This window comes from uncultured Polaribacter sp., from assembly GCF_947497695.1.
GTDB lineage: Bacteria > Bacteroidota > Bacteroidia > Flavobacteriales > Flavobacteriaceae > Polaribacter.
This window is the reverse complement of the sequence record NZ_CANMHM010000007.1, coordinates 29,123-42,383: the sequence shown is the minus strand read 5'-3', so window position 1 is coordinate 42,383 and position 13,261 is coordinate 29,123. Positions and strand designations below refer to the sequence as shown.

Genomic DNA, 13,261 nt, shown 5'->3' with positions numbered 1-13,261 from the left:
CATGAGCAAACCCTATACAACCCTTATTATAGATGATGAAGCACCTGCAAGAGCAGGATTAGAAAACTTGTTAAAAGCGTTTCCAGAAACTTTTAATGTTATTGATTCAGCAAAAAATGTAACAGAAGCCAAAGAAAAAATAGCCCAACAAAACCCAGATATTATCTTTTTAGACATAGAAATGCCAGGGCAAACAGGTTTCGATTTGTTGGCACAATTAAAAACCATACCAATTGTTGTGTTTTGTACTGCTTATGACCAATATGCCTTGGAAGCTTTTGAAACCAATAGCATCGATTATTTGGTAAAACCTGTAAAATTAGAAAGGATAAAAAAAACAGTCGAGAAATTAAAAACGTTTGATAAAAATAAATCGTCAGAAGAAATTTTAACCGTTTTAAAAGAAATTTCGAGTAGAAAGGAAGTCAAAAAAATGACTTCTATAACCACAAAGAAAAACGATAAACTTATTTTTATAAAGTTAGATGAAGTCGCCTTTTTTGAAGCTGACAATAACTATGTAAATATCAATTCTGAGACAGGTGTTTTTTTAAGCAACGAATCCATAGCAACTTTAGCCACTAAATTACCCGATAATTTTCTAAGAATTCATAGAGGCATTATTATCAATAAAGATTTTGTAAACGATATTCAGAAGTATTTTAATAGCCGATTTATCATCACTTTAAAAAATAAAAAACAATCGAGTGTTACTTCTGGCAGAAGTTATAATGAGGTTATTAAAAAATGGATAGGTGTTTAAAGAAACTGATACTTTATATTCAAAATCATTCTAAGTTGCTACTTCCAAAGAGTTTTGTCATTTCAACCACAAGAGAAATCACATAAAGTTGAGTTTTCACAACGTTTGTCACGCTTTAAGCATCTAACGTAAGAATTAGTAAAACGCAAAAAAACCTACGGAATAACAAAACTGAGTACGATTTACATGATTAATTTCTAAAAATCACAAAACAAAACAAACAAATAAAAAACAGATTAAAAACTTCCTACTCCACTCAAAACAAATTTGAAACTAGAAATAACTTCAATAATAATTCTATACTTTTTGTAAAATACTTAGAGCAGTTTTAACAGAATCAATTCTAATAAAAGTAATTAACAAACGTAATCCGTTTTTAGATTCTTTCTCTTTCATTACACAACTTTTAGGATTCTGTTGCACATATTTTAACATTCTGCTAAAAGCTTCTGTATGATAAAAATCACTCTGTTGATTGGCTACAAAATAACCCATCATTCGTTTTTGTTTTAGAATTACTTTTTCTAAACCTAATTCTTTAGCCAACCATTTTATACGAACAGAATCGAGTAAATCTTCTACTTGTGTTGGGTATTCTCCAAATCTGTCTTTAATTTCAGTTTCAAAAACTTGCAATTCTTCTTCTTTTTCTAAATTGCCTAATTTATTATATAAGGCTAATCTTTCTGTAACAGAATTGACATAATCATCAGGAAACAAAATTTCAAAATCGGTATCTATAGTTACCTCTTTTACATATTCTTTTGGTTTAGAATTGTCTGTAGGATATAAGTCTGCAAACTCATTTTCTTTTAATTCTTCTATTGCCTCTTGTAATATTTTTTGATACGTATCAAAACCAATATCGTTTATAAACCCACTTTGTTCACCACCTAATAAATCTCCTGCTCCTCTAATTTCTAAATCTTTCATGGCAATGTTAATTCCACTTCCTAAATCAGAAAACAATACCAAAGCTTCTATACGTTTTCTGGCATCATCTGTCATCATGTGATAAGGAGGTGTTATAAAATAACAAAACGCTTTTTTGTTAGATCTACCAACTCTACCACGCATTTGATGCAAATCACTCAAGCCAAAATTATTGGCATTGTTGATGAAAATTGTGTTGGCATTTGGCACATCTAAACCACTTTCTATAATTGTGGTAGAAACCAAAACATCAAAATCTCCAGCCATAAAACCAAGCATTAATGCTTCTAGTTTTTTACCTTCCATTTGTCCATGACCAACTCCTATTTTTGCAGATGGCACCAACCTTTGTAACAAACCAGCAACTTCTTTGATATTTTCTATTCTGTTATGAATAAAAAATACTTGTCCACCTCTAGAAATTTCATAAGAAATAGCATCACGAATTACATCTTCAGAAAAACGAATTACATTACTTTCTATTGGATGTCTGTTTGGTGGTGGTGTTTTTATGACTGATAAATCTCTGGCAGCCATTAAACTAAATTGCAAAGTTCTAGGAATTGGTGTTGCAGTTAATGTTAACGTATCTACATTTTCTTTTAAAGTTTTCAATTTATCTTTTACAGCAACGCCAAATTTTTGTTCTTCATCAATAATTAAAAGCCCTAAATCTTTAAATTCTAAACGTTTGTTTGTAAGTTGATGTGTGCCAATAATAATATCTACAGAACCATCATTTACACCATTAATTGCAGCAGTTTTCTGTTTTGCAGTTCTAAATCGGTTTAAATAATCTACTTTAATAGGAAAATCTTTTAAACGTTCTGTAAAAGTTTGATAATGTTGAAAAGCCAAAATTGTTGTTGGTACTAAAATGGCAACTTGTTTGCCATTATCTACTGCTTTAAAAGCGGCTCTTACAGCAACTTCTGTTTTACCAAAACCAACATCGCCACAAACTAACCTGTCCATAGGTTGTTCTTTTTCCATGTCGTTTTTTACATCCTGCGTAGCAGTAAATTGGTCTGGTGTATCTTCATACATAAAACTACCTTCTAGCTCGTGCTGAATATGAGTATCTGGTCCATAAGAAAACCCTTTTTGTAACTTTCTTTTTGCATATAATTGAATTAAATTAAACGCAATATGTTTAACTCTAGCTTTTGTTTTTTGTTTGATTTTTTTCCAAGCACCAGAACCTAATTTGTATATTTTAGGTGCTTTACCATCTTTACCATTAAACTTAGAAATTTTATGAAGCGAGTGAATACTTACGTATAAAATATCTCTTTCTCCATAAACCAATTTAATAGCTTCTTGCTTTTTACCTTGTACATCAATTTTTTGCAAACCACCAAATTTTCCAATTCCATGATCCATGTGTGTTACATAATCGCCAATTTCTAGTTTATTTAATTCTTGAAGTGTAATTGCTTGTTTTTTTGCATATCCGTTTTTTAAACGGAATTTATGATAACGTTCAAAAATTTGATGATCTGTGTAACAAACTAATTTATTATCTACATCTACAAACCCTTGATATAATGGAAAAACAACAGTTTCATAATGCACTTCTTGTTCTGCATCATCAAAAATATCATGAAAACGTTTTGCTTGCTGATCGTTTGCACAAAAAATGTAATTGGTAAATTTTGCTTTGTGATATTCCTCTAAATTATCTATTAATAAATTAAACTGTTTGTTAAAAGAAGGTTGAGGAATGGTGTTGAATTTTATTTCGTATTCTTCATCAGCATTATTATTTCTAATACTTACCAAAGTAAATTCTTGTAATTCCTTTAAAATAAAATCGCCATCACTAAACAGTTCTTCTGGTTTTGCATGTTTTATTTCTTTGGATAATTCATCAAACGCATCATTTGCTTTTTGATAAAATTTATCTAGATTCCCTTTTATTAAATCGATGTTTTTTGCAAAAACGACGGTTTTAGAAGATATGTATTTTAAAAAACTCTCTCTATTTTCATTTAAAGTTTTGTTTTCTACATTTGGAATAATTGCAATTTTTTTTAGTTTTTCTTTAGACAATTGTGTTTCTAAGTCAAAAGAACGAATACTATCTATTTCATCGCCAAAAAATTCTATTCTGTAAGGTTCATCATTAGAAAAAGAAAAAACATCTATAATTCCTCCACGCACAGAAAAATCTCCTGGTTCAGTAACAAAATCTACCCGTTTAAACTTGTATTCGAATAAAACTTCGTTCACAAAATCTAAAGATAAACTCTCACCAACAGTTACTTTTAGGGTACTTTTATCGAGTTCTTTTTTAGTAACTACTTTCTCAAACAAAGCAGTTGGGTAAGTTACAATTACAACAGGTTTTTTACGAGAATTTATTCTATTTAAAACTTCAGAACGCAACAAAACATTTGCATTATCTGTTTCTTCTATTTGATAAGGTCTTCTGTAAGAACCTGGGTAAAAAAGCACATTTTTTTCACCTAAAAGCTGCTCTAAATCGTTTAAATGATAAGCTGCTTCTTCTTTATCATTAAAAATTAAAAGAAAAGGTTTGTCTGCTTTTTTAAAACTTTCAGAAATCACAAAAGACAACGAAGAACCCACCAAATTCGATATTTGAAAATGGCTTTTGTCTTGTTGAAGCTTTGTAATTATCTGCGAAACATTCGCAGATTTTTGGTATTGGTTTACAATATTCTGCTTGCTCAACTTGCTAAATTTTGTGCAAATGTAAGGTGTATATCAGTAAAAAACCACCAACTGCTTTTATTTATTAAATATTACAATATATTTGTGTACTTTTATGAATTATACAATCCCCTAAAGTCATGAAAAATATTTCTTACTATATTATATTTTTACTTTTAGCGTGCTCTTCTTTGGTAAATGCACAAAATGAAGATAGAAAATGGGCCATATCTGTTGGAGCAGGTTCTGTATTATATTCTGAAAGTGATGGGCCTATTGTTGGGGGAAGACTAGTAGATCAATTTCCAAGATTTTCTGTTGCAAGATATATTTTAAAAAATACAACATTGGTTGCCAGTACTTCTGCTAATTTTCTAGAGGGTCAAAAATATCAAACATTTGACGGTGAATTAAGATACGATTTTGGTACTTCTAAAAATAAATTATCTCTTTATGCAGTAATTGGAGGTAGTTTTATAGAAGCAATTGATCTTTCACCAACTGCAAATTTTGGAATTGGTGGTACGTTATGGATCTCTAACAGATTTGGATTAAATGGTCAGGCATCATATAGATATAGCGATGCTAGGTTTGATTTACAAAGATCTCATTCATTTACTTCTGCTGGTTTGGTGTATCTTTTTTCTTTATCTGCTAAAAGTAAAGCTGAGACTTACAAAGGTTGTTATCGATAGTACATTAATTTTTGTATTCGTTTAATAAATTTACCATTTTCTTTTAAGTTACTAAATAAGTATTTCCTAATTTTTAATGTTGATTTAAAAAATTAATCATATTTTTTGGTGAAATATATTCGAAGTCTCTTTTTATAATTTTAAATTTTTCATCTAAAAGAATCGTTAGAGGTAAAGAAAAAGGTTTATTTTTTCTATTGCCTAACAATAATGGAATTTCGTGAATTGGTTTTCTTTTTTTACCAATTTCTTTATTAGTATATATTTTACCATCAAAAGTTATGGGTTTTCTAGACTCACTATTCATTTTTACGGCATAAAATTCGCTATTTAATTTCTGAATTACTTCTGGATCTTTAAAAGCGGCTTCATCCATTTTTTTACAATAAACACACCAATCTGTGTGAAAATTAATAAATACTTTTTTAGGCTTTATAGCTAAAGAGTCTTCTAATTGCTGAAAATTGAGCCAGTTAATTTTTTTGTTTTGTGCTTTTAAATCATCCGTAAAAACCAAAAAAAGTAACATTGAAAAAGTGAGTACTATTGTTTTCATTTTAAAGATTTTTTAGTGAAATCTACCAAATTTTATACCAACAAAAAATGTTCTTGGTGCAATAGGTCCATAAACATAATCAGAATCTCTTGTGGGTCCTGTAGAAAAATCATCTTGGTAACTATTAAAAATATTTTTTACACCTCCAGAAACAGTCATCATAAAACTATCATTAAAATCGATATGAGATTCTAATTTTATGTTCATATCAAAAAACGGATCCACTTCGTTTAGTTGTAAAAAACCATTGTCGCTTATTACCAAAGGTACAATCATACTGCCAGTATAAGTACCTGTTACATCTACGTTAAATTTTTTGTTTGGCATATAACTGGTATTAAAATAACCGTAAAAGTTAGGCGTTCTTGTAAATTCATCAATAAGAATATCGTTTTCTCCAGGAGTTCCATCAGACTCAAATAAAATTTGAGCTTCATTATACATCGCTTTTTGTAGCGTTCCACCCAATTGAAATTGCCATTTAGTGTTTGGTGAAATTCCTAATTCAAAATTAGAGCCATATACACTTACGCTAGAGCCATTTCTAACTTCTTCTAAAATAGAGCCATTATCTAAAACAGCACCTGTGCTTACTTGTGTAAACGCATTTTCTATAGTGGTGTAAAAACCTTCTACCAAAAAATTCATTTGCGTTAAATTGATGGTTTTAGAATAGTTGAATGATGCTGTATAGGCATTTGAAAATTCAGTTTTTAAATCATCAGATAAAATAACAAATAAAGGTTCTCCCCCAACACTAGAAATGTGTAAATCTTCGTTAAAAGCTTGTGGAGCTCTAAACCCTCTAGAATAACCACCTCTAAACTTTAATGCATCAGAAAGTAAATAAGAAAGCGTTAATCTTGGCGAAAATGCAGTTTGGTTAATATCTATACTTCTATTGATGCCACCAATACTATAATCTCCTTTTACAGAAACATTGTCTAATCTACCACCAATTAGAGCTGTAAATTTTTCTGTTGGGTTCCATTCATACTGTGCATAAGCACCCAAAGAATTTACACTTTGATCAATTAATCTATTATAACCAGCAATTGCATCTTTTGTATTGGTAGTGTTTATTTCTGCACCTACTGTTAAAACATCATTATTAGAGAGTCTTTTTGTATTCTGAATTCCATTTACCCATGCAAAATCATCTGTATTTCCAAAAGCATTATTTGCTGTAATACTATCTTGTCTTTGAGTTGAACCACCTAAACCTCCATAATAACTTTTTCTAAGTGTATTTGAAACTGAAGTGTACACTTGAAATTTATTCGTTAAATCTTTGCTATTTATTTCATACTCTGCACCCCCAATAAAAGTATCGTGATCTAATTCTTCTGTGATATCTGTAAATTGAGGTGCTAAGTCTAATTTATTACCACCCCTTCTATACTCTTTAATAGAATTTAAGTTTATAGAAATTCTACTTCTATCATTAGGTTTTAAAAATGCTTTTGCACCAACAGTATTGTTTCTAATCGTTATCAATTCTGTAAAACCATCTCCATCAGCATCATAAGCATCTCTATTTCTATAGTTTCCATATAAAGTAAAACCACTTTTTAAATCGTCTGCAACTACAGAGCTATTAAACGTTAGCAATCTGTCTAAAGCCTTACCATCAATAGAAGCTAAACTAGAACCTATTTCCCAAGTGTTTAAAATAGGGTCTTTTGTAATCACATTAACAGTACCTGCAATAGCATTAGAACCAAATAATGCAGAACCACCACTTCTAACAACTTCTACTTTTTCAATAATATTGGTAGGTATTTGCTCTAAACCATAAACACCAATTAATGACGTAAAAACAGGTCTACTATTCAATAAAATTTGTGTATAACCACCTTCTAAACCATTCAATCTAACTTGTGTAAACCCGCAATTTTGGCAATTTGTTTCCACTCTAACTCCAGGAGCAAAACTTAAACCTTCTGCTAAAGAAATAGATTGTGTAGCATTTAAAAGTCTTGGTTTTATGGTAGAAACTACAACAGCTGTTTTGTGTTTTTCTACCCTATTTCTAGTAGCACTAACCACTACTTCATTTAAGCCCAACATATCCTCAACCAGCTTAAAATTTATTGTTCTATTTTCATTTTTTTTGATTGATATTTTTTTTGATATTTTTCTAAACCCTTGAGAACTTACCTCGATAACAATGTTTTCTCCGGATTTAATTTCTAATTTATAGTTACCATTTTCATCTGAGTTTGTACCTTCTGTACCTCCTTTTACATATACAAATGCATAAGGAATATTTTCTCCTTTTGATGTAATCGTTCCACTTAATGTGCTTTTTTGTGCAGAAACCATACTTACTACAAATAATGTGAGTATGAATAGTATATTCTTTAAGTCCATTTAAATTAGTTTTGTTTTAATTTTTGTCAAAGATAAAATAATATTTAGACAAGGCTAAAAATAATTTAATAAAAATAAAAAGTATATATTTGTTTCGTCAAAAAAAATAGTTTGAATGTTTACACTTTCTGAAGAGAATTATTTGAAAGCCATTTATCATTTAGAATTAGATACAGATAAAGGTGTGAGTACAAATGCAATTGCAGAAAAATTAGAAACCAAGGCTTCTTCTGTTTCAGATATGATTAAAAAATTATCTGACAAAAAAGTTATTATTTATAAAAAATATAAAGGAGTAACTTTAACAGAATTAGGTAAAAAGACTGCTGCAAATATTGTTAGAAAACATAGACTTTGGGAGGTTTTTTTGGTTGAGAAGTTAAACTTTTCTTGGGATGAAGTACATGAAGTTGCAGAACAATTAGAACATATAAAATCACCCAAATTAATCGATCAAATCGATGCCTTTTTAGGCTTTCCAACACATGATCCTCATGGAGATCCAATACCAGATAAAGAGGGTAATTTGAAAACTGTTGATAAAAGTTTATTATCAACTTTATTAAAAAACGAAAGCGGAATTTGTATTGGTGTAGATGATTCATCATCTGAGTTTTTACAATTTTTAGACAAAAAAGGCATTACTCTAGGAAAAAAAATAACCATTTTAGACAAAGAAGAATTTGATAATTCTTTATCTATTTTAATTGGCGAGAAAAAATTATCAATCTCAAACAAAATAGCAAACAATTTATACATAAAAAAATCATGAGTTTATTTGATCAATTAGTAGAATATGCAAAAGAAAACCCAATTTGGGCTGCATTATATGCATCTCTCTTTACTTGGGGTTTAACAGCTGCAGGGGCCGCTTTGGTTTTCTTTTTTAAAAAATTAAACAGAGCAGTTTTAGATGGTATGTTAGGTTTTACAGGTGGTGTAATGGTTGCTGCAAGTTTTTGGAGTTTATTAGCTCCAGCAATAGAAAACAGTCCTGGAGAAGGTTTTATAAAAGTTATACCTGCAGCAATTGGTTTTGCTTTAGGTGCTTTGTCATTATTTGGAATGGACAAAATTTTACCTCATTTACACATTAATTTTGAAAAAAATGAAGCAGAAGGTGTAAAAACAGAATTGCACAGATCTACTTTATTAGTACTAGCAATTACCCTGCATAATATACCAGAAGGTTTAGCAGTAGGAGTATTATTTGGTGCAGCTTCTACTTTAGTAGGTGTAGAACAAACTGAAATGATAATTGCTGCAATTTCACTAGCAATAGGTATTGGAATTCAGAATTTCCCAGAGGGTTTTGCTGTAGCAATGCCTTTAAGAAGGCAAGGTGTAAGTCGATTAAAAAGTTTTTGGTACGGACAATTATCTGCAATAGTAGAGCCAGTTGCAGCAGTTTTAGGTGCTTTAGCAGTATCCTTTTTTACACCAATTTTACCTTATGCTCTAGCATTTGCAGCAGGAGCAATGATTTTTGTGGTGGTAGAAGAAGTAATACCAGAAACCCAAAGAGACAAATATACAGACATTGCTACACTTGGTTTTATCGGTGGTTTTATTGTAATGATGAGTTTGGATGTTGGTTTGGGTTAGAAATCCCATCTTAATCTTCCCAAAGGGAAGAAACACTCTAATGTTAAGCTTTGTAAGATTTTTCTTTGCGTCTTCGTGTCTTTGCGAGATGAAATTACTAGATACATATTTTTTTAGATTTTAAATTTTCTCTATGATTCTCTGCGAAAATGCTCTGCGTAACTTTGTGGAATGCCTTTTATCCAAAAGAATCTGTGAAATCCGTGAAATTCGTGTCTCATTTTTCTTTGCGAATCTCTGATAAAATACTCAGCGTAACTCTGTAAAACAATGCAATAAATTCGTAAATTCGTGCAATTAGCTTCTAAAACAAAATTGTGCAACAACCCTCAACTTTTCAAGTATATAATGCTTCTGCAGGAAGTGGAAAAACCTTCACTTTAGTTAAAAAATATTTAATTGTTTTATTAACTTCTGATGACATTTTTATGTTTCAGAAAATTTTAGCAATTACATTTACCAACAAAGCTGCTGGAGAAATGAAAGAGCGTGTTTTATCTAGCTTAGAAGATTTTGCAGATGGAAAAGAAAACGATTTATTCAATTTGATTATTGATGAAATTGAAGTTGACAAAACTATTATTAAAGAAAGAAGTAAAAGAATTTTAGACGCAATTCTGCAAAATTATTCCGCTTTTTCAATTACTACTATTGATAGTTTTACGCATAAAATCATTAAAAATTTTGCTTTTGATTTAGGGTTATCGCTAAATTTTGAAGTAGAAATGGATGCAGTTTCTTTGTTAAATGAAGCTGTAGATGTATTGATTTCTAAAATAGGTACAGACAAAAAACTAACCAACCTTTTAATAGAGTATTCTTTAGATAAAACTGACGATGATAAATCTTGGGATATTTCTAGAGATTTAAATGAGTTTGCAAGAATTTTACTAAATGAAGATGATGTAAAACATTTTAGAAACCTTGCAGATAAAAAACTAGAAGATTTCATTAACTTAAAAACTAAACTAAATAAGCAGCAAAAACAATTAAAAGAAGCAATTGTAAGAGTTGGGTTAGAATGTATTCAATTAATTGACAACAACAACTTGCAACACAAAGATTTTATGCGAGGAACCATCCCTAAATTCTTTAGTGATTTAAGTACAAAATCTGTAAATATTGATTTTATCAAACGAAGTGAAACTATTAAAAAAGCAATTGATACTAACCAATATTATTCCAAATCAACTTTAGATGACGTTGCAACTTCAATTGATCAAATTGTACCCGAAATTATTCGTTTATATAAAGAATCAGAATTGATTTATCAGCAATTCTCTATGAATAAATTGGCGTTAAAAAGTATCATTCCTTTAGCGGTTTTAAATCATATTAATTCAGAATTAGAAACCATAAAAGAAGAAAATAACATTCGATTAAATGCAGAGTTTAATCAACTAATTTCTGATAATATTAAAGACCAACCAGCACCCTTTATTTATGAAAGAATTGGCCAGCGTTTTCAACATTATTTTATTGATGAAATGCAAGATACTTCTGTATTGCAATGGCAAAATTTAGTTCCCTTAATAGACAATGCTTTGGCACAAGAAAAAAGTAACTTACTATTAGTTGGCGATGGAAAACAAGCCATTTACAGATGGAGAGGTGGTAAAGCAGAACAGTTTATTAACCTAGGTTCAGAAAAAGAAAATCCTTTTCATGTAGCTAAAGAAATTAAAAATTTAGAAACTAATTTTAGGAGCTATTCAGAAATCATCAATTTTAACAATTCTTTTTTTCAGCATGCTGCTAATTTTCTTCAAAATGATTCTTATAAAAATATTTTTATTGATGGTAATAAGCAATTAGAAAACTCTAAAAAAGGCGGTTTTGTTACTATAAATTTTTTAAAAAAAAATGAAGATAAAGAACTAGATAAAATAAAATATCCTCAGAAAGTTTTAGAGAAGATTCATCAACTAAAAAATGATTTTTCTTTGAATGAAATTTGCGTTTTAACAAGAACAAGAAAAGACGGCGTTAAAGTTGCAAATTATTTATCAGAAAACGGAATTAATATTATTTCATCAGAAACATTATTACTTCAAAATAGTGCAAAAGTTACTTTTATTATTAATATTTTAAAGGCTATACAAAACCCAACTGATGAAGAAACACGTTTTGAAGTTTTGTATTTTTTATATCAACATTTACAAATAAAAAGTCCTAAAAATACTTTTTTAAAGGAGTTTTCAAAGACGGATAACCCTACTATTTTACAGGCTTTAAAAAATTATGGTGTTGCATTTGATATTGCAAAATTCCAGCAACTTCCTTTTTACGAAAAAATAGAAGAAATTATTAGAGGTTTTCATTTGATAAAATCATCAGATGCATATATTCAATTTTTCTTAGATGTGGTTTTAGAACAACAAAGAAAAGGAACAGACATTGCAGATTTTTTAGAGTTTTGGGAACTTAAAAAAGACAGATTAAGTATCGTTGCTCCAGAAAGTGCTTCTGCTGTTCAGGTTATGACTATTCATAAATCTAAAGGTTTAGAATTTCCAGTAGTTATTTTTCCTTGTGATGTAGATGTTTACAGACAAATAAAACCAAAATCGTGGTTAAACGAGCTGCCAGAATCTTATGAGGGTTTTAATGAATTATTGGTAGATTACAGTAAAAATTTATCTATTGTTAGTGAAAGAGGTTTAACTATTTACAATCAACAAAGAGAAGAGTTAGAGTTAGATAATTTTAATTTACTTTATGTAACCCTAACAAGAACTGTTGAACAGTTACATATTATCACTGAGAAAAAAATAAATGCAAAAGGAGAAGAAAATACCAATTTTTATTCAGGAGTATTCATTAATTATTTAAAACAACGAAACCTCTGGAATGACGATCAACTAGAATATTTATTTGGAAATGAAAATAGAAAAAGTAAAAAAGAAGAGGAAAATCTTATTTCAGATATTCATGAGCAATTTATAGCAACACCTTGGCAAGAACACAACATTGTATTGTTAGCTAATTCCTCTAAATTATGGAATACTGAACAAGGAGAAGCAATAGATTTTGGTAATCTACTTCATGAAATTTTTGCGAAAATTATCACTAAAAAAGATATTGATAGAGTGATTTATCAATATAATCAACAAGGAATTATAGATAACCAACAAACAAAACAAATAAAAAACAGTATAAATGCAGTTGTAAATCATCCCGAATTAGAAAATTATTTTTCAGAGGACGCAGTAATATATAATGAGAGAGAAATCATAGATATAGACAAGCAAGTAATTATTCCTGATAGATTGGTGTTTTCTAATAATAATGAAGTAACAATTATCGATTATAAGACAGGTGCCATTTCAAACACACATCAACAACAATTATTAAAGTATGAACGTATTTTAAAATCCATGCATTTTAAGGTTGATAAAAAAATACTCATATATATGAATAAAGAAATTAATATTGTTAAGGTTTAATTTTAAGAAAATTATGAAACAATAATGATACTAAAAGATAAAAAAAAGGTTAAAATGATTTTAAATAAGTAAAAAAACGACTTGTTTTTAATTATTAATTCTATCTAAATTTAAACAATAGATAATTTAGATTAATGCTGAATAAAGTAAATTATAATTTTTGAGTATTCTTATTAAAAGTAGCATTAATAGTAAATTTAAATAAAAAATAGAC

Annotated in this window: 8 protein-coding genes; 5 read left to right on the top strand and 3 right to left on the bottom strand. The window is 29.2% G+C overall.

The window, feature by feature from the left end:
* Nucleotide 1 precedes the first annotated feature (1 nt).
* Nucleotides 2-763, top strand: coding sequence for a LytTR family DNA-binding domain-containing protein (locus Q0731_RS08815; RefSeq protein WP_299062833.1), 762 nt, complete (start codon nucleotides 2-4; stop codon nucleotides 761-763).
* 297 nt (nucleotides 764-1,060) lie between these two features.
* Here the strand turns inward: Q0731_RS08815 and mfd are convergent, their stop codons facing one another.
* Nucleotides 1,061-4,393, bottom strand: coding sequence for a transcription-repair coupling factor (mfd, locus tag Q0731_RS08810; protein ID WP_299062831.1), 3,333 nt, complete (start codon nucleotides 4,391-4,393; stop codon nucleotides 1,061-1,063).
* A gap of 119 nt (nucleotides 4,394-4,512) precedes the next feature.
* Here mfd and Q0731_RS08805 point away from each other — a divergent pair, with 119 nt between their 5' ends.
* The gene (locus tag Q0731_RS08805; RefSeq protein ID WP_299062829.1) at nucleotides 4,513-5,067 is read left to right on the top strand and encodes a hypothetical protein; all 555 of its coding nucleotides are present in this window, start codon (nucleotides 4,513-4,515) and stop codon (nucleotides 5,065-5,067) included.
* A gap of 73 nt (nucleotides 5,068-5,140) precedes the next feature.
* Here the strand turns inward: Q0731_RS08805 and Q0731_RS08800 are convergent, their stop codons facing one another.
* Nucleotides 5,141-5,623 carry a thioredoxin family protein gene (locus tag Q0731_RS08800; protein ID WP_299062826.1) on the bottom strand — a complete coding sequence of 161 codons (483 nt, stop codon included), beginning with the start codon at nucleotides 5,621-5,623 and terminating at the stop codon, nucleotides 5,141-5,143.
* A 12-nt stretch (nucleotides 5,624-5,635) separates the two neighbouring features.
* The gene (locus Q0731_RS08795) at nucleotides 5,636-7,996 is read right to left on the bottom strand and encodes a TonB-dependent receptor (RefSeq protein ID WP_299062824.1); all 2,361 of its coding nucleotides are present in this window, start codon (nucleotides 7,994-7,996) and stop codon (nucleotides 5,636-5,638) included.
* 115 nt (nucleotides 7,997-8,111) lie between these two features.
* Here Q0731_RS08795 and Q0731_RS08790 point away from each other — a divergent pair, with 115 nt between their 5' ends.
* The 3 genes from Q0731_RS08790 to Q0731_RS08780 all read left to right on the top strand — a co-directional run bounded on the left by Q0731_RS08790 (nucleotide 8,112) and on the right by Q0731_RS08780 (nucleotide 13,047).
* Complete coding sequence (locus tag Q0731_RS08790) at nucleotides 8,112-8,768, top strand: metal-dependent transcriptional regulator (RefSeq protein ID WP_299062821.1); 657 nt, start codon at nucleotides 8,112-8,114, stop codon at nucleotides 8,766-8,768.
* On the top strand, nucleotides 8,765-9,601 hold the full coding sequence (locus Q0731_RS08785) for a ZIP family metal transporter (protein WP_299062818.1): 837 nt from the start codon (nucleotides 8,765-8,767) through the stop codon (nucleotides 9,599-9,601). Before Q0731_RS08790 ends, Q0731_RS08785 begins: the two co-directional genes overlap by 4 nt.
* Before the next feature lie 317 nt (nucleotides 9,602-9,918).
* Nucleotides 9,919-13,047, top strand: a complete 3,129-nt coding sequence (locus Q0731_RS08780) for an exodeoxyribonuclease V subunit beta (RefSeq protein ID WP_299062815.1) — start codon at nucleotides 9,919-9,921, stop codon at nucleotides 13,045-13,047.
* The last annotated feature ends 214 nt before the right edge of the window (nucleotides 13,048-13,261 follow it).